Source organism: Suipraeoptans intestinalis (assembly GCF_009696485.1).
Taxonomy (GTDB): domain Bacteria; phylum Bacillota; class Clostridia; order Lachnospirales; family Lachnospiraceae; genus Suipraeoptans; species Suipraeoptans intestinalis.
Window position 1 is genome coordinate 1,907,640 of record NZ_VULY01000018.1, and the last position, 18,601, is coordinate 1,926,240.

17 protein-coding genes and 1 pseudogene are annotated in these 18,601 nt (G+C 48.7%); all 18 read left to right on the forward strand.

The genetic code is table 11. The features are described 5' to 3' along the window. The first annotated feature begins 23 nt into the window (after window positions 1–23). The 18 genes and pseudogenes from FYJ34_RS09565 (at window position 24) to FYJ34_RS09650 (ending at window position 18,594) form a co-directional block, all read left to right on the forward strand. Complete coding sequence (locus FYJ34_RS09565) at window positions 24–395, forward strand: hypothetical protein (RefSeq protein WP_154478192.1); 372 nt, start codon at window positions 24–26, stop codon at window positions 393–395. 24 nt (window positions 396–419) lie between these two features. Further along, window positions 420–1,601, forward strand: coding sequence for an FtsW/RodA/SpoVE family cell cycle protein (locus FYJ34_RS09570; protein ID WP_154478194.1), 1,182 nt, complete (start codon window positions 420–422; stop codon window positions 1,599–1,601). A 177-nt stretch (window positions 1,602–1,778) separates the two neighbouring features. After that, window positions 1,779–2,616 (forward strand): annotated as a pseudogene (locus FYJ34_RS09575) (DegV family protein). Window positions 2,617–2,799: 183 nt separating this feature from the next. Further along, window positions 2,800–3,045: a hypothetical protein gene (locus FYJ34_RS09580; protein ID WP_206671428.1), complete on the forward strand. Its 246-nt coding sequence runs from the start codon at window positions 2,800–2,802 to the stop codon at window positions 3,043–3,045. Window positions 3,046–3,368: 323 nt separating this feature from the next. Then, window positions 3,369–3,617 carry a hypothetical protein gene (locus FYJ34_RS09585; RefSeq protein WP_154478196.1) on the forward strand — a complete coding sequence of 83 codons (249 nt, stop codon included), beginning with the start codon at window positions 3,369–3,371 and terminating at the stop codon, window positions 3,615–3,617. Next, on the forward strand, window positions 3,556–4,923 hold the full coding sequence (locus tag FYJ34_RS09590) for a peptide MFS transporter (protein WP_154478197.1): 1,368 nt from the start codon (window positions 3,556–3,558) through the stop codon (window positions 4,921–4,923). The genes FYJ34_RS09585 and FYJ34_RS09590 overlap by 62 nt, the downstream gene beginning before the upstream one ends. 119 nt (window positions 4,924–5,042) lie before the next feature. Then, window positions 5,043–6,833, forward strand: coding sequence for an aminopeptidase P family protein (locus FYJ34_RS09595; protein WP_154478199.1), 1,791 nt, complete (start codon window positions 5,043–5,045; stop codon window positions 6,831–6,833). 300 nt (window positions 6,834–7,133) lie between these two features. Then, complete coding sequence (gene mraZ, locus FYJ34_RS09600) at window positions 7,134–7,574, forward strand: division/cell wall cluster transcriptional repressor MraZ (RefSeq protein WP_276958693.1); 441 nt, start codon at window positions 7,134–7,136, stop codon at window positions 7,572–7,574. A 12-nt stretch (window positions 7,575–7,586) separates the two neighbouring features. Further along, window positions 7,587–8,537: a 16S rRNA (cytosine(1402)-N(4))-methyltransferase RsmH gene (gene rsmH, locus FYJ34_RS09605; protein ID WP_154478201.1), complete on the forward strand. Its 951-nt coding sequence runs from the start codon at window positions 7,587–7,589 to the stop codon at window positions 8,535–8,537. 173 nt (window positions 8,538–8,710) lie between these two features. Beyond that, complete coding sequence (locus tag FYJ34_RS09610) at window positions 8,711–9,259, forward strand: hypothetical protein (protein WP_235899491.1); 549 nt, start codon at window positions 8,711–8,713, stop codon at window positions 9,257–9,259. 96 nt (window positions 9,260–9,355) lie between these two features. Beyond that, entirely contained in the window at window positions 9,356–11,251 is a 1,896-nt protein-coding gene (locus FYJ34_RS09615) for a peptidoglycan D,D-transpeptidase FtsI family protein (protein WP_154478202.1), read from the forward strand. A gap of 46 nt (window positions 11,252–11,297) precedes the next feature. Then, entirely contained in the window at window positions 11,298–12,254 is a 957-nt protein-coding gene (gene mraY / locus FYJ34_RS09620) for a phospho-N-acetylmuramoyl-pentapeptide-transferase (RefSeq protein WP_154478204.1), read from the forward strand. Between the two features lie 12 nt (window positions 12,255–12,266). Continuing rightward, complete coding sequence (murD, locus tag FYJ34_RS09625; RefSeq protein ID WP_154478206.1) at window positions 12,267–13,607, forward strand: UDP-N-acetylmuramoyl-L-alanine--D-glutamate ligase; 1,341 nt, start codon at window positions 12,267–12,269, stop codon at window positions 13,605–13,607. A 12-nt stretch (window positions 13,608–13,619) separates the two neighbouring features. Further along, a complete protein-coding gene (locus FYJ34_RS09630; RefSeq protein ID WP_154478208.1) occupies window positions 13,620–14,384 on the forward strand; it encodes a cell division protein FtsQ/DivIB in 765 nt (254 codons plus the stop codon). Between the two features lie 138 nt (window positions 14,385–14,522). Continuing rightward, window positions 14,523–15,725 carry a cell division protein FtsZ gene (gene ftsZ / locus FYJ34_RS09635; RefSeq protein WP_154478210.1) on the forward strand — a complete coding sequence of 401 codons (1,203 nt, stop codon included), beginning with the start codon at window positions 14,523–14,525 and terminating at the stop codon, window positions 15,723–15,725. Window positions 15,726–15,902: 177 nt separating this feature from the next. Then, on the forward strand, window positions 15,903–17,519 hold the full coding sequence (locus tag FYJ34_RS09640; RefSeq protein WP_154478211.1) for an MBL fold metallo-hydrolase RNA specificity domain-containing protein: 1,617 nt from the start codon (window positions 15,903–15,905) through the stop codon (window positions 17,517–17,519). A 138-nt stretch (window positions 17,520–17,657) separates the two neighbouring features. After that, window positions 17,658–18,344, forward strand: coding sequence for an HAD family hydrolase (locus FYJ34_RS09645; protein ID WP_334296368.1), 687 nt, complete (start codon window positions 17,658–17,660; stop codon window positions 18,342–18,344). Continuing rightward, entirely contained in the window at window positions 18,331–18,594 is a 264-nt protein-coding gene (locus FYJ34_RS09650; RefSeq protein ID WP_154478214.1) for a glyoxalase, read from the forward strand. Before FYJ34_RS09645 ends, FYJ34_RS09650 begins: the two co-directional genes overlap by 14 nt. Window positions 18,595–18,601 lie beyond the last annotated feature (7 nt).

Consider the following 18,601-nt stretch of genomic DNA (forward strand, 5'->3'; position numbering starts at 1 on the left):
ACAGAGAAAAGGAGGGGGCGTCAATGAAATGTCCATTTTGTAAAGGCGAGTTGACAGAAAGTAAAAAAAATCCGGAGTATATGCTTTGTTACGCTTGCAGGAAGAAGTTTAAAAAACCGCAGCAGATGACAGCAGATGAAGGAAAACAGAAGGGAAAAAGGGACAGCCGGCTGGAAGACCCGGAAGAAAAAGAGAAGCGGTTCCGTGAAGAAAAAAGAAGGCGGAGGCTTCAAAAACAAAAAGAGCAACAAGGGGAAGAAACAGAAATACAGGACAACGAGGAATTGCAGGATCTGTTTGAAGAGGAAGAAGGAAGATTTTCCCGGCTTCCCATGATCCTTTTGGCAATTGCGATCCTTGCAGTGGCGGGAGTAATCGTGTATTTACTGTGGTAAAGAGGCAGACGGGGAGTAAGGGAAATGAAAAAAAAGAAAAAAAGCGAAGGGGGCGGTCGGATCAGGGAGCTGTTCCGGCGGCCGCAGCGCATTGATTATAGTCTGCTGGCGATCTTGATGTCACTGATCTGCTTTGGACTTCTGATGCTATACAGCACCAGTTCCTACAGTGCTTCCATGTACTATGGAAAAGGAACTTACTATTTTGGAAAACAGGCGTTTTTTTGTGTGCTGGGATTTGGCGTTATGATGCTGTTTTCCTGTGTCAGATATCAGAAGCTGGGGATGGCTAAATACAAGCTGTTACTTTACTGGGGATCCATTGCAGCCATGGCTTTGGTGTGGACGCCGCTGGGAATTGAGGTGAACGGTGCCAGAAGGTGGATTACCGTGGGGATCGGACAGCTTCAGCCATCGGAGCTGGCAAAGGTCGCCGTGATCCTGGTAATACCGGCGCTGATCTGCCAGAAGGGAAACAAGATACAGTCGCCGGCAGAGTGCCTGAAGATCATCGGGATTGCAGGAATTCCGGCGCTTGCAGCTTATAAGATCACACAAAATCTCAGTGCAGCGATCATCATCGTAGGCATCGCCGTTGTGATGATCTTTGTGATCCACCCTAAGACCAAGCCGTTTTTTTTGTTGGCAGGGATCGGAATGGGACTGGTAGTGGCTCTTCGGATCTATCTGCAGAGATTTGCAGGCACAGATATAGCGGTGGGAAGCTTCCGTTTAGGCAGAATTCTGGTATGGCTGAACCCGGAGGCTTATGCGGACAAGGGAGGCTATCAGACGCTTCAGGCGCTGTATGCCATCAGCTCCGGCGGATTTTTTGGAAAAGGACTTGGCAACAGTACACAAAAGATGATCATACCGGAGGTACAAAATGATATGATCTTATCGGTGATCTGTGAGGAGCTGGGCGTATTTGGAGTTCTTCTGATACTGATCCTGTTTGGACTCCTAATCTTCCGGCTGGCAGTGATCGCCCAAAATGCTCCGGATATTTATGGGACACTGGTGGCGACGGGGATCCTGGCGCATATCTTTATTCAGGTCACACTAAACGTGGCGGTTGTGACCAATCTGATCCCAAATACAGGAATCACCCTTCCTTTTATCAGCTATGGAGGGACGGCGACGGTGCTTCTGATGCTGGAAATGGGAGTGGCTATGAGCATTTCATCAGAGATCAAGGTGGAATGACCGCGGCAGTATCCCGAGGGCAAGCCCCGGAAGCTGATCATAGAAATCCCCTTTTCTTCCCAGAAAAAGTATGATATACTGCACCTAGTATTGAAAACCAGGTAAACTAGAAGAGAATAACCGGAAAGTGTGCCGGAGCAGGAAACGGTGCAGAATATAGAGGTTAAGGGAGGTTCTATGAGTTACAAGATCGTGGTAGACAGTTGCGGGGAGCTGACGGAGGAAATGAAAGCTTCGGGATATTTTGAGACGGCGTCTCTTTCCATGGAGGTGGGAGGAAGACACATTCCGGACGACGAGACGTTTGACCAGAAGGAATTTCTCCGGTTGGTGGCCCAGGCGCCGGAATGTCCCAAGTCATCCTGTCCTTCGCCGCAGCGATATATGGAAGCGTGCTGTGGTCAGGAGGAGAGGATTTATATCGTGACACTTTCCAGCCGCCTGAGCGGCTCCTACAACAGTGCGATGCTGGGGCGGAAGCTGTATCTGGAAGAACATCCGCACAAAGACATTTATGTATTTGATTCCCGCTCTGCTTCTGTGGGAGAGACACTGATCGCACTGAAGATCCGGGAATGTGAGCAAAGGGAAATGAGCTTCCAGAAGGTCGTTGATACGGTGGAGGAATATATAAAGGGCAGAGCACCTACTTTGTCCTGGAAACGCTGGATACCCTTCGGAAAAACGGGCGTTTGACCGGATTGAAGGCGATCATGGCGACGGCACTCCACATCAAACCGGTTATGACGGCGAACGAGGCAGGAGAGATTGCAGAGGTGGCAAAATGCCGGGGGACAAAAAAGCGCTGAGTAAGCTGGTGGAGGCGGTAGTGCGCAGCGTGCGCTCTCCGCAGGAAAAGATCCTGGCAATCTCCCATTGTAACTGCAGGGAGAGAGCAGAGTCCGTGAAGGCCATGCTACTGGAAAAGGAGACGTTCGGAGACGTGATCATCCTGGATACGGCGGGGATCAGCAGCATGTACGCAGCGGACGGCGGGATCATCGTGGTGGTATAAAAGTGGTTGTGAAAAAGTGATAGCAGAAAAGGCACAGCAATAGAAAAGCAGGCATGGCAGGAATGTCAGAAATGTCAGGCAGGATACAGGGAAGGCGTAAGAGAAGAGCAATCTCTCCTGTGGGGAGAAGGTACAGGGAAATAAGAGAGAAATCTTCCTTGCCCGGCAAGAAAGGAGAACACAGTGAGTCAGCAGAAAGTAGACAGATATAAGAAAGAAAAAGCCAACAGAAAGCAGACACTCAAAAAAGAAAAGAGGAAGAACATGATCTGCAGGATGGCGGCGGCAGCGGCGGCCGTCGTTGTGGTAGGCGGGATCGGATACAGTATCTATCACACGCAGGCGGAGAAGGCTGCAAAGGCAGGAGTGCAGGTGGATTATACGGCGGTAAACGAGCTGGCAGCAGAACTGGCGGGAGCGTCAGAATAGTCGGCTGCGGGATGGCAAAGAGCTCCCGGAAAGAGGGTGAGAAAGCCTCCTAAACAGTTTGGATGAATGTTTATGCAGGTATTGCTTTGGTTCGACGGAAAAACCTGCGGCGCATGACCTTTCCTTACAACAAAATGACGGATAGAAAGAGTCTCGGAAGCAAACGCTTTCCAGAGACTTTTTTGCTTCATGGGAGGCTGCGCTCCGCAAGAGAAAACCGGCCTTTGTTTATGCAGAAAAATGAGAATTTAAAACCAACAAAATAGCTTGCCTTTCAAATGCTGAAAACACGGAAAAACAGCTGAAAAACAGGGCGTTTCGGGGTGCCTGAAAAAGTGGAAAAACCTGCAAAAAACCAGATGGTTTTGCTTGATAACAAGGAGCTTTGGTGCTATAATTTGAATCATTCAAGGAGTGATGTGAGGAGGAAAACACTCTACTGTACCTTGGATAGATTCGTTGCATTTTTCCATATTGTTTCACAAAAAAAGAACAGGAGGTACTATTCGTATGGAAAAGAAACAAAAATATCCAGTTGCGTTTTGGGTGGCGGGATGTACAGAAATCTTTGAAAGACTTTCTTTCTATCTGGGAAGATCTTTGATTCTGGTTTTCGTCACCACCGCAGTGGCAGCAGGAGGACTTGGTCTTCCTGACACAACGGCTGCATCCATGCAGTCTGACATCACAGCATATTCTTATCTGGCAGGTCTGGTAGGAGCCATCATCGTTGACCGTTTTGTGGGGCCCTTCTACACGACGCCGGTGGGTATGCTGATCATTTCGTTTGGATACTTTTCAGGTGCGGCGGCAACGAGCGCCACAGGAGTATATATCATGATCTTCTGCGTGGCGTTTGGTCTGGGTCTGTTTAAGACCGGCCCCATGATCGGCCGTATCGTAAAGCCGGAGCAGTTGAACTCTGCTTACTCCATTCGTTATTCCCTGGTAAACGTAGGAGCCTTCATCGGACCTTTCGCAGCAGGTATCCTGTATCAGGATGTGTTTGCAAAGGGAGAGGTTCTGGGATTCCGCGGGTGCTTCAGACTTGCCGGTATCGTAATGCTTCTGGGATGCGTTTGGTTTACGGTTGGAATGATCCTGAAAGGAAAGGGAGCAGGAAGACGTCCCTTCAAGCATGAGAAGACCAAGGAAGAGCTGGAAAGAGAAGAGAGAGAAAAGGCAGAAAAGAAGAATGCTCCGAGACAGAAGATGACCACCATCGAGAAGAAGCGTATCAGCGCCATCGTTCTGATCTCCGCATTCCAGATCGTGTTCTGGCTGTTCTGGTATCTGGCGTACCTGCCGATCTATTATCACTGGGCAGAAAATATGAACTGGTCTGTTGGCGGACTGAAGATCCCGGTTACCTGGGTAGATGCCGTAAACGCATTGTTCTGTGTGATTTCCGGACCATTGACAGCGCTTCTGTGGCAGAAGCTGTCTGCAAGACCGCAGGGAGACTTGAGTTTGTTCAAAAAGCTGGGAATCGGACTTTCCTTCCTGGGAGTTGCCTATATCTACTTTGCGATCCTGGATATAGCAAGAGGCGGAGCAAAGGTAAGTGTACTGGCTCTGATCCTGTTCATGGTATTCCTGACACTGGGCGAGATGTTTTTCTCCCCGCTGGGATCCGCTTTTATCGGACTGTATTCCCCCAGCCGTTATCTTTCCGTTATGGGAGCAGTATGGGGACTTGGTATCTTCGCAGCTGCTAAGCTTTATGGTAACGTTTACAGCTTTGCATTCGGCGGAAAGTTTGCCTTCCCGAAAGCTTGTATCGGAGTTGCAATTGTAGCATTTATCTGTACCGTGGTACTTTTCCTGATGGACAACAAACTGACGTCCCTGGTAAAAAAGAAAGACGGAGAAGAATAAAACTGAATAGAGATGGAATAAAGTAACGATATGCCCTTTGGGTCCTTTGGACCTAAGGGGCATTCTAGAAAATAATAGTGAAAATGCAGCGGAAAAAACAGACAGGAGGAAGACTTAAAATGAGTACAGTACCAGAAAGATTGTCGAAATTACGTGAGCTCATGGTTCGAGACGGTATCGATTACTATATCGTTCCCACGGCAGATTTTCACCAGAGTGAATATGTGGGAGAACACTTTACGGCAAGAAAGTACATCACAGGTTTCTCAGGTTCTGCCGGAACGGCAATGATTGATGCAAAAGAGGCCCGTCTGTGGACGGACGGAAGATACTTCATTCAGGCGGCAGACCAGTTGGAAGGAACGACGGTAGAACTGATGAAAATGGGTCAGCCGGGAGTTCCGACTCTGACAGAGCATCTGAAGCAGGTGGTGAAGCCGGGTGAGGTCATCGGGTTTGACGGTCGTGTAGTTTCCATGGGAGAAGGCCAGGGCTATGAGGCGGTTGCAGATGCGAAAGAGGCGCGCATCGTATATACCTGCGATCTGATCGACGAGATCTGGACAGACCGTCCGCCCCTTTCAGAAGAGCCGGCATTTGCACTGGAACTGCAATATGCAGGAGAAACGACAGCAGAAAAGCTGACCCGTATTCGCGAAGCAATGAAAGAGAATCAGGCGACGGTACACGTAGTGACCACGCTGGATGATATCTGCTGGACATTGAATATGAGAGGAAATGACATTGAGTATTTCCCGCTGGTGCTTTCTTATGCGATCGTGACCATGGACGAGTACCATCTTTACATCCAGGAGAGCAAGCTGTCGGAAGAGATGAAGGCGGCCTTTGCAAAAGACAAAGTAGTGCTGCATCCTTATAATGACATCTACGAGGATGTGAAAAAATACGGAGCCGGAGAGAGCCTGCTGGTAGATGCAAAAAACCTGAACTATGCTTTGTATAACAACCTTTCAAAAGACGCAAAGCGGGTGGAAAAGGCAAATCCGGAGATCAGATTCAAGGCGATCAAGAATGCGACGGAGATTGAAAACATCCGTCAGGCGCAGATCAAGGACAGCGTTGCCCATGTGCGTTTTATGAAATGGCTGAAAGAAAACATTGGAAAAGAAGAGATCACGGAGCTGAGTGCGGCGGCAAAGATGGATTCCTTCCGGGAAGAGATGGGCAACTTTATCAGCCCCAGCTTTGAGCCGATCTGTTCTTTCGGAGCCCATGCGGCTATCGTGCATTATGCACCCAGTCCGGAAACGGATATTCCGTTGGGAATGGATGGATTTTTCCTGACAGATACCGGTGCAGGCTTTAAAGAAGGGTCTACGGATATTACCAGAACCTATGCACTGGGCAATATTACCCGGCAGATGAAGGAGGATTTCACGCTGGTTGCCATCAGCAATCTTTCCTTGGCAAACGCCGTGTTTATGAAAGGCTGCAACGGAGTCAATCTGGACAGCTATACCCGCAAGCCGTTTTGGGACAGAAGATTGAATTTCAATCACGGTACAGGTCACGGAGTAGGATACCTTCTGAATATTCATGAAGGCCCGGCAGGGATCCGCTGGCGTTATGTAGCCGGAGATACGGAGCCTTTCGAGGCAGGAATGGTGATCACGGATGAGCCCGGAAGATATATCGAGGGCGCTTACGGGATCCGTCTGGAAAACGAACTTCTGGTGTGTGAAGACGAATTAAACGAATTCGGACAGTTTATGCGGTTTGATGTGATCACGTATGTTCCGTTTGACCTGGATGCTATCATACCGGAGTTTATGACGGAAGAAGAGAGAAAGCTTCTGAATACCTATCACCAGTCTGTGTTTGAAAAAGTGTCTCCACATCTGAACGAAGAAGAGAAAGAGTGGCTGGCAAGATACACAAGAGCAGTGTAAGCTGAAAAGAGACCGCTTGAGAAGACGGACGGAAAATGAGCCGGACGAAAAAGCGAAAACGAAAGAAAATATCCGTATAGAAATAAAAAAGAGAAAAAGGATCCAGATCCTGGCAAAGGAGAAATTCCAGAGCCAGATCCGGGTTCTTTTTTTCGTGTGAGAGCGATTTCACGAAAAAGAATGAAAAATCGCTTGCATTCCCTGAAAATATGCTATAGAATGTGTGTAAGTGGTAGAAAGTGGTAAGTTGTGGTGAAAAGTGGTAAAACCACATGGCTAAGTGGAAGAAGGTGAGACCAGGTGCTGAAAGGAGAATACAGTCACAACATAGATGCCAAAGGAAGGATGATCATACCTTCCAAGATTCGTGACGGACTTGGGGAGAAGTTCGTGATCACGAAGGGGATGGATGCGTGTCTGTATGTATACCCGGAAGACGAATGGAATCGCTTTGAAGCACAGTTAAATGCCCTGCCGACAACCACGGACAAAAAGGCCAGACAGTTTGCGTACTTTTTTCAAGGAAGTGCAACGGACGGAGATCTGGATAAACAAGGAAGAACGTTGATTCCATCGGTGCTCAGAGAATTTGCACACCTGGACAAAGAGGTGGTGCTGGTCGGTATGGGGAAGCGTGCCGAAATCTGGGACAAGGCAAGATGGAATGCAGCGAATGCTGAAGTGGAACAGAACATAGAGGAGATCGCCTCCGATATGGAAGCCAGCGGATTCAGTATCTAAGAGGGAGAAGATATGGAATTCAAACACAGGTCGGTTTTATTGGAGGAGACCATAGAGGGTCTTCAGATCCGGAAAGATGGCATCTATGTGGATGGGACACTCGGCGGAGGCGGACATACGCTGGAGATATGTAAACGCCTGGGAGAAAAAGGGAGTATTGTAGGAATAGACCAGGATCAAGCTGCTGTTAGGGCAGCTTCGATCCGCTTAAAGGACTTCGGGGAGAAGGTCACGATAGTTTGGAGCAACTACTGTGATATGAAGTTCGTGCTCCAACAACTGCAGATTGACAAGGTAGATGGGATCATCCTTGATCTGGGCGTATCCTCTTATCAGCTGGATACGGCAGAACGGGGATTCTCTTACCGGGAAGACGCCCCCCTTGATATGCGCATGGATACCCGTCAGGAGAAGACGGCAAGGGACATTGTCAATGGCTATAGTGAGACGGAGCTTTTTCGCGTCATCCGTGACTACGGGGAAGAAAAGTTTGCAAGAAACATTGCAAAAAACATCGTAGAGCGACGTGAGAAAGCTCCCATCTGCACTACAGGGGAGCTGACGGATATCATACGCAGTTCCATTCCGATGAAATTTCAAAAGAAAGGCGGACATCCGGCAAAGCGTACCTTTCAGGCGATCCGGATCGAACTGAACAAGGAGCTGGAGGTTTTGCGAGAGTCGCTGGATGATATGATAGAGCTTCTGAATCCGGGCGGCAGGCTTTGTATTATCACCTTTCATTCCCTGGAGGACAGGATCGTGAAAAACGCTTTTCGCAAAAATGAAGATCCCTGTATCTGTCCGCCGGATTTTCCGGTCTGTGTGTGCGGACGGACATCCAGAGGGAAGGTGATCACCAGGAAGCCTATCCTACCCTCTTCCGAAGAGATGGAAGAAAACAGCCGCTCCAAAAGTGCAAAGCTTAGGATCTTCCAAAAGGGTTTTGCTGAAGGAGCATAAAAATCCGTGCAGATACAAAAAGCCGGAAGGCGCGGCGTAAAAAGAGAAGGAAAAGATCGCAGCATGGAAGCTGTATAAAGATTTGAAAAAATATAGATGTAGTAAAAAAGAAACGTATAAGGCGGGCAGGACCGTACAAGAATTTACACAGGAGAGAAAGGCAGGTGAAAAAGATGGCAGGGGAAAGAAATTATGCTTCCGGAAATCGCAGATATGACCAGGGAAGATATGAAAGCTATGGCAGAAGTGCCCGGACAGGGACTTATGTGTATGGCAATGCAGTGGAGAATCCGGTTTACACACCGGAAAGACGGCAGAAAGTACAGGAGCCGAAAAGGCAGGTTAGCAGGCAGGTAAAAAGAAACCGGAGGAGAGCGGCCAGAATGAGCCGGGGATATGCCGTCTTTTTAGGATTGTCTTTCGCTTTGGTGATGGCTATGGGAGTCTATTATGTCAGACTGCAAAATAATGTAGCGGCAGGAAACCGCAATATTATTTACCTGCAGAATGAGTTGACCAGCCTGAAGGAAAAGAATACTACGGACTATAATGCCGTTATGAATTCCATGAATCTGGAGACAGTCAGACAGAGAGCCCAAAACGACCTGGGAATGATCTACGCCTCTCCGCAGCAGATGATAGAGTATACCAATCCGGTGGGAGACTATGTAAAGAAATACGAGGCGATCCCAAGCAGCGGAAAGGTATCAAAGCATAAGTGATGAGTGGGATGACACAAAAGGTATCCAAAGTAAAAAGATAGCCCCGGCAGTGGAAGCATAGCAATCTTCTGCCAGCGAAACAGTGGGGAGAGTTCTATGGCAAGAAAGAGACGCAACTTTTTTAACCGAAAAGCTTCTACAGTGATGCAGCGAAAGCTGATCGTTCTAATACTCCTGGTAGCAGGAGTTTTTGCCTGTTTGGCGGGATATATTATGTGGGAAGCAGGCAGATACAAGGATGAATATACCAGAAAAGTCCTGGATCAGCAGGAGTATGGAGGCCGTGTGATCCCATTTAAGAGAGGAGATATCCTGGATCGAGGCGGTACCGTTTTGGCTACCAGCGAAAAAGTATACAACGTGGCGCTGGACATCGTGGAAGCAAAAAAGACGGAGAAGTCTCTGGAGGAAACGCTGAGTGTGCTGGAAGAGTGCTTTGGGATCTCCCGGCAGGAAGTCAAGACGCTGATGGAAGAAAATCCAAAGCTGCGCTATACCATTCTGAAAAAAGGTGTGGATTATGCCACGGCTGAAACCTTTGAAAAGAAGAAAGAAGACGGAGAACATTCCCTGAACCTGCAGGGAGTCTGGCTGGAAGAAAATTATGCAAGAACGTATCCTTATAATACGTTAGCATCGGATGTGATCGGATTTGTATCAGACGGAAATCAGGGAAGTACCGGCCTGGAAGCTTCCTATAACGGGATCCTGAACGGAACCGATGGCAGGGAATATGGATATCAGGGAAAAGATGAGACGCTGCAGCGGTCGGTAAAAGAAGCGGAAAATGGAAGCACGCTGGTTACCACCATAGACCTTCAGGTACAAAGCATCGTAGAGAAACACATCCTTGCGTTTAATGAAGCACATAAAAATGAAGCGACAGAGGGAGAAGGAAGCAAGACGACGGCTGTACTTGTGATGAATCCACAAAACGGAGAAATTCTGGCAGAAGCTTCTTATCCCAATTACGATCTGAACCACCCGTCCGACCTAAGCAGGTATTACAGCGAGGAAAAGCAGAAAGAGATGTCGGATGAGGAAAAAAACAAGGTGCTCAACGAACTTTGGAATAATTTTTGTGTCAGCGCCACTTATGAACCGGGATCTACGTTCAAGCCCTTTACCATGGCAGCAGCCCTGGAAACCGGGGTTTTATCAGGGGAAGAAACACTTTACTGCGGATCTATGCTACATGTAGGAGATCATGATATTTACTGTTATGACAAGACGGCGCATGGTACGCAGACGCTAAAGCAGGTGATGGAAAATTCCTGTAATGTAGGCCTGATGCAGATCGGAGCCGCCATGGGGGCGGAGGCATTCTGCAAATATCAGAGGCTGTTTGGATTTGGAGAGTATACGGGAGTGGATCTTCCGGGGGAAGGAGAAACAAAAGGACTGCTCTATACGCCCGAAAATATGGATCCGGCCAGTCTTGCGACGAATGCATTTGGGCAGAATTTTAACGTGACCATGACACAGATGGCGGCATCCTTCAGCGCACTGATCAACGGAGGCGACTATTATAAGCCTCATCTGGTAAAGCAGATTCAGGATGAACAGGGGAACGTGACAGAAAATAAGGAACCTGTGATTGCCAAAAAGATCATTTCCAAAGAAACCTGTGAAGTGATCAAGGATCAGCTGCTGGGAGTGGTGGAAGAAGGAACCGGGAAGTCTGCGAAAGTAGAAGGATACGATATTGGAGGAAAGACCGGTACGGCAGAAAAGCTGCCAAGAAATAACGGGAAATATCTGGTATCTTTTATAGGATATGTGCCTCAGGAGAATCCGGAGGTGGTGATCTATGTGGTGATCGACGAGCCCAATGTGGGAAATCAGGCAGTCAGCAGTTACGCAACCCGTCTGTCGGCAGATATTATGGCGGAGATACTTCCTTACCTGGGAGTGGAAAAAGTGGCGGAAACCCAGGGACAGGCGGCAGATGCGAACGGTTCTGCCACGCAGACCGGCAGTACACAGCCATAAAGAAAACAATAAGATACTCAGCAAAGTACGCAGAGAGGATAGGATTATGAACGAAAAAGTATGGCTGCCGATTCTGGCAGGATTTGTGGTAAGTGCCATTTTGGGACCTGTGATCATACCGGTGCTACAGAAAATGAAAATGGGACAGACGGAGCGGGAAGAAGGAGTGCAGGCACATTTGAAAAAAGCGGGAACCCCCACGATGGGCGGAGTGATCTTCCTGCTTAGCATTACACTGGTCTCTCTTTTCTATGTCAGGGAATTTCCTCACGTGATCCCTGTCCTGTTTGTGACGCTGGGCTTTGGCCTGATCGGATTTTGGGACGATTACCTGAAGGTTGTAAAAAAGGATCCCGACGGTTTGCTGCCCAAGCAGAAAATGGCTTTGCAGATAGGAGTGACGGGCATATTTGCTTTCTATATGATCCGGTTTACCGACGTGTCTTTGGCAATGCGGATCCCGTTTTTAAAAGACACCCTGCTGGATATCGGCTGGCTGGCGATCCCGCTTATGTTTTTTGCGGTGATCGGCACGGTGAACGGAGTGAACTTTACAGACGGACTGGATGGTCTGGCTTCTACTGTGACGGCAGTGGTGGCAGGATTTTTTACGATGACAAGCCTCTGGCTTTCCGGAGGGATAGAGCCGGTCACGTCAGCAGTGCTGGGGGCTCTTCTTGGATTTTTGCTCTACAACGTTTATCCGGCCAAGGTCTTTATGGGAGATACCGGATCCCTGGCGCTGGGAGGATTTGTGGCGGCGTCGGCTTATATGCTTCAGATGCCGGTATTTATCGTGATCATAGGCCTGATCTATCTGGTGGAAGTGCTGTCTGTGATGATACAGGTAACTTACTTTAAAAAAACAGGCGGAAAGAGAATTTTTAAAATGGCTCCCATTCACCATCATTTTGAGCTGTGCGGATGGTCGGAGACCAGAGTGGTAGCCGTTTTTGGGATCCTGACGATCCTGCTTTGCATCATCGGATTTTTGGCAGTGTAAGGAGATGAGAACATGAAATTTACCGGGAAGAAGGCACTGGTATTTGGAACGGGACTAAGCGGGATTGCAGCGGCGGATCTGCTCAGTGAGAACCAGATAAAAGTAGTGTTGTACGATGAAAAACAGGTAGAAGAGGAAAAACTTCTGGAGAGACTGAAGCACAGGGAGCTTGTGCAGATCTATAGCGGAAAGCTGCCAAAGGAGGTAAAAGACGGGATAGATTCTGTTATTCTAAGTCCGGGAGTACCCTTAGACAGTCCGCTGGTGGAAGAGCTGAAGGCCTCCGGAAAAAGCATCCTGGGGGAAGTGGAACTGGCATACCGATTTGCAAAAGGAGATGTGCTGGCGATCACGGGAACCAACGGAAAGACCACTACCACGGCGCTTCTGGGAGAGATCATGAAGGGCTTTCAGAGAGAGGTATTTGTGGTGGGAAACATAGGAAATCCCTACACCTCCGTAGCGGAACAAATGACGGAAAACTCCGTCACGGTAGCAGAGGTCAGCAGTTTTCAGCTGGAGACCATAGAGACCTTCCGCCCCAGAGTCAGCGCGATCCTGAATGTGACGCCGGATCATCTGAACCGTCATCATACGATGGAGGCATACTGGGAGGCGAAAGCTGCCATTACACGAAATCAAAGGGCGGAGGACACCTGCATTTTAAATTATGAGGATCCCTATACCCGAAATCTGGCGGAAAAAATCCCGGCCAGAGTCGTTTTCTTTTCCAGCCGGAGAGTGCTGGAAGACGGGATCTATCTGAAAGACGGAAAGATTTTTGTGGGACAGGAAGCCTTTTGCGATACGAAAGATCTGCAGATACTGGGCACACACAATTATGAGAATGTGATGGCGGCAGTCGGAATGGCCATCGCCTATGGGGTTCCAAAGGAGACGGTGAAAAAAGCGGTGCTGGCCTTTGGCGGTGTGGAGCACCGGATCGAGTATGTGGCAGAAAAGCATAAGGTGGCTTATTATAACGATTCCAAGGGAACCAATCCGGATGCGGCAATCAAGGGGATCCAGGCTATGAACCGGCCTACCGTGCTGATCGGAGGAGGATATGACAAGGACTCCCATTACAAAGAGTGGATCGAGAGCTTCCAGGGAAAAGTAAGAAAGCTGGTACTGGTGGGAGATACCAAAGAAAAGATTGCAAAAGAAGCGGAAGCGTGTGGATTTTTTGAGTATGTGTTTGCGGATACCTTCCAGGAGGCGGTAGCTCTTGCAGCCGATCTGGCGCAGGAAGGAGATGCGGTCCTGCTGTCGCCGGCCTGTGCAAGCTGGGACATGTTTCCAAACTATGAGGCGAGAGGAGAAACGTTTAAAGAACTGGTGCGGGCTTTGTAGAAAGGGAAGAGTATGGGACAGATCAAGGAACAAAAGACAAAGAAAAAGAGATACCGCCTGTATGGAGCTTTGGTACTGCTTTTGGGACTGGCTATCATCGTCCTCAGCTTTCTGATCCTTTTCCACACACAGGCGATCGAGGTGGAAGGAAACGAATATTCTTCCAAAGAAGAAATTGTGCAGTTGATAAAGAAAGATAAATATTCTTTTAACACGGTTTATGTGTGGGTAAAGTACATGGCGGGAAAAGGAGAGAAGATTCCCTGTCTGGAAAAAATGGAAGTCCGGATCCGGCGACCGTGGATCCTGCAGGTGAAAGTCAAAGAAAAGCCCATTTATGGATACAGAGAAGGAAAAGACGGGTATGATTATTTTGACGGGGACGGATATCTCATCCATCAGGACGCAAAGCAGATAGAGAAGGTACCTGTTTTTGAAGGAGTGGAATGGAAAGAGATGAAACTCTATGAAAAGGTCAAAACAGACAAGGATCAGCTTTTTGAAAAAATGCTGCAGGTGTCCGGAGAGATGAAGGAACGGGAGCTTTATCCGCAGAAGATCAAAGGAGAAGATAACCGGATCTCCCTGCTTTTGGGAACGGTCTGGGTGCAGCTGGGATCGTCGGCCACAGCCGAGCAGATCGCGCAAATTCCGCCGATCCTGGAGAAGCTTGGAGACCAGTCGGGAACTCTGCATTTGGAAAATTACGAAAAGAACAGTAAAATTATTACATTTCGTATCGGAGAGCTTCCGGAAGAAGTGAAAAATACAGAATAAAACAAGAAAAATAAAGGATTTCTATTGAAATTTTCAAAAAAAGCCGATATGATAGAACATATATAGCAATTCAAGAAATGTATTGTTTTATGTATGGGATGTATAATATGAATGAGGAAGATAAAGGAGGACAAACCCTTGCTGGAGATTAAAACAAACGAATCCGAAGCGGCAGCAAAGATCATAGTGGTCGGAGTTGGCGGCGGCGGAAATAACGCAGTAAACCGAATGATTGCCGAACAGATCGTCGGCGTGGAATTTATAGCCATCAATACAGATAAACAGGCGCTTCAGCTGTGCAAGGCGCCTACCCTGATGCAGATCGGAGACAAGATCACAAAGGGGCTGGGAGCAGGAGCGAGACCGGAGATCGGAGAAAAGGCAGCAGAGGAAAGTGCGGAAGAAGTTGCTGCAGCGTTAAAGGGAGCCGACATGGTGTTTGTGACCTGTGGTATGGGCGGAGGTACCGGTACCGGTGCGACGCCGGTAGTAGCAAGGATCGCAAAGGAGCAGGGAGCCTTGACGGTAGGAGTGGTGACCAAGCCGTTCCGTTTTGAATCCAAGACCCGTATGAACAATGCATTGACCGGTATAGAAAAGCTGAAGGAAAGCGTGGATACGCTGATCGTGATCCCAAATGACAAGCTTCTGGAAGTGGTAGACAGAAGGACGACGATGCCGGAGGCTCTGAAGAAGGCAGACGAAGTACTGCAGCAGGGTATTCAGGGTATCACGGACCTGATCAATGTTCCGTCCCTGATCAATCTGGACTTTGCTGACGTTCAGACTGTTATGACGGATAAGGGTATCGCCCATATCGGTATCGGACAGGGACGCGGCGACGACAAGGCGCTGGAGGCAGTAAAGCAGGCAGTAGCAAGCCCGCTGCTTGAGACGACTATCGCAGGAGCTTCCCATGTGATCATCAACGTATCCGGAGATATTACCCTGATGGATGCTTCCGATGCGGCTGAGTATGTGCAGGAGTTGGCGGGAGAGGATGCAAACATCATCTTTGGTGCTATGTACGACGACTCCAGAGCAGATGAAGCGACCATTACAGTGATCGCTACCGGGCTGCATAACGTGGGAGGAAGCACCAACAAATTAAAATCCCGTTTGGACAGCACGAGAAATGCAGGAGTGTCCCGTCCTTCAGGAGTCGGACTTTCCGGGTATGACAGACAGGCATCTCCCGTTTCCAGGGCTTCTGCAGCAGAGAGACCGGCAGCGCCTGCCAGAACCGGCGGCACCATGCCTACTCTGGAAACGCCAAAGGCACCTTCCAGTAAGGTAAAAGAACAGTCCATTAAGATTCCGGATTTCTTTAAAAAGTCATAGATCATAATACAAAAGGAAAGCCGAATGTGTGTAGGATGCATACATTCGGCTTTATTTGTAAAAGCGACGAGCCAAGGTCCGAATTTCTTCGGACTTTGGCGAGCGCATTCAGCCCCGGAAGAGCAGAGCGATTCCGAGGGATTCCGGGGAATGAAAAAGCGACAAGGAGGTATGTATATGAAGTTGACATGTATAGGGGCGGCACATGAGGTGACGGGAAGCTGCCATTATCTGGAAGCGTGCGGAAAAAATATCCTGATCGACTGCGGGATGGAACAGGGACCGGATATTTATGAAAACCAGTCGCTTCCCATAGAATCAAAAGATATTGATTACATTCTTTTGACTCATGCACATATTGATCACTCCGGTTTGATTCCCCTGCAATGCAAGCAGGGATTTCAGGGAGAAGTCGTTACAACCTTTGCTACGGCAGATCTGTGCAGGATCATGCTGAAGGACAGCGCGCACATCCAGGAATTTGAAGCCGGCTGGAGGAACCGGAAAGCGAAAAGAAGCGGAGGAGAACATTTTGAACCTCTTTATACCATGACGGATGCGATGGCGGCCATCGACTGTCTGTCTCCCTGTGAGTATGGGGACAGGATCCGCCTTTGTGAAGGAATCGAGATCCGCTTTCAGGATATGGGGCATCTGCTGGGATCTTCCTGTATCGAGGTGTGGATCACGGAGGAAGAGGTGACCAAAAAGATCGTTTTTTCGGGAGATGTCGGAAACAAAAATCAGCCGATCATTAAGGATCCCACAAAGGTGGCAGAGGCAGATTATGTGGTGATAGAATCCACCTACGGTAATCGTCTGCACGGGGAAGACCGGCCGGATTACGTAGAAGAATTTGCCAGGATTTTGCGGGAAACCTTTGCGAAAAAGGGGAATGTGGTCATTCCTTCTTTTGCAGTGGGCAGGATGCAGGAGATCCTGTATTTTATCCGGGAGATCAAAAACAGAGGGATGGTTCCGGAACTTCCGGACTTTGAGGTGTTCGTAGACAGTCCTCTGGCAGTGGAAGCAACGAATGTGTTTCATAAGAATGTAAAATCCTGCTTTGATACGGAAGCCTTGCAGCTGGTGGAAGCAGGGATCAATCCATTGACATTTCCGGGGCTGAAATTGTCGGTGACTACGGAGGACTCTATTGCCATTAACAACGACAGAAGACCCAAGGTGATTCTGTCTGCCTCCGGGATGTGCGAGGCAGGAAGGATCCGTCATCATCTGAAGCATAATCTTTGGAGAGAGGAGTGTACCGTCTGCTTTGTGGGATATCAGGCGGCAGAAACTCTGGGCAGAAGGCTGTTAGAAGGGATCAAGGAGGTAAAGCTGTTTGGAGAGCCTGTCATGGTACGGGCCAAGATCGAATCCCTGAAGGGAATTAGCGGACATGCAGACAAAGAGGGGCTGCTGGACTGGCTGTCCGGCTTTCAGACGGAAGTTCAAAGAGTCATTGTGGTTCATGGAGAAGACACCGTAACAGAAGAATTTGCACAGGCTGTGGAGGAAACTTTCGGGTATCCCACCTATGCACCTTACTCCGGAGGAAGTCTGGATCTGAGGACCAATGAGATTGTCAGAGAAGGCAGTATGCTGCGGAAACAAAAGGAAAAGCCGGCCGGATTAAAGGCGAAGGCTGCCTGGGAAAGAGTGATACGGGCGGCAGGACGCCTGTTGGAGGTGGCGACAGAATCCAGAGGAATGGCCAATAAGGATCTGGCAAAAATGGAAACGGAAATTTCCAACCTGATCCAGAAATGGGAGAAAAAGGGAGAATCCTGATGAGGAACAGGCGATACGCTGCAGGAGAGGATGCGGATCCGGGCAATACAGAAGGGTATCTGTCTGCAGCAATACAAAATCACAGGGATCTGTTTCCTTGATTTTTTCACGGTTCCGTACTATGATACCAAAGTGGAGGTGACGAACTTGAAAAAATTATGTATCTTTGATCTGGATGGAACCCTGGCAAACACCTTGGATTCTCTGGCCTATTCGGTGGAGGAGACCCTAAAGGCGATGGAGCTTCCCGCCATTACGAGAGAGCAGTGCCGGGAATTTGTGGGAAATGGAGCAAAGAAGCTGCTGGAGCTTGCGTTGGAAGCCTCCCGGGAAGGAGCGTCCAAAAGACTTCCGGAGGCGATGCAAATATATGAAAAAATTTTTGATGAGAATTGCGATTATCATGCAGAGGTGTATGAGGGAATGATGGATGTGGTGCAGACGCTGCACAGACAGGGGATCCGGCTGGCAGTTCTGACCAATAAACCGGACAGGCAGGCAAAAAAAGTCATGAAAAAATTGTTTCCGGAGGGACTGTTCCAAAAAGTATGGGGACAGAAGGAAACGATGGAAAGAAAGCCAAGCCCTGAGGGGATCAGCCTGCTGCTGGAGCACTTTGGCGTAGAGAAGGAGGCGTGTCTGTATATCGGAGACTCTGAAGTGGATATCCATACCGGAAGAAACGCACAGGTGGAGACGCTTACGGCAACGTGGGGATTCAGAAGCCGGCAGGAACTGGAAAAATGCGGGGCAATCACTCTGGTAGACCATCCAAAAGACATATTACAATTTACAGGTGGAGGAATGGAACATGTATCAATATGATGAAGAATGCATAGCAGTATTTTTAAGAGACCAGGGACAGTTGTTTGACGAGCCGGTAGCGGAAACACCGGAGGAGGCGGAGACTTTCCTGGAGGACTGTATGGCCCTGATCGCAGGGAACATTCAGGAGGTTCGGGAGATCCTGTCAGAAGAGGGCATGGACGTAGACGGGATGACGAATGAAGAACTGGAAGAGGCAGCGGAGATTTTCCCCTTGTCGGGAGGCCGCTATTTGATCGTGGAAGGATAACAGGGAA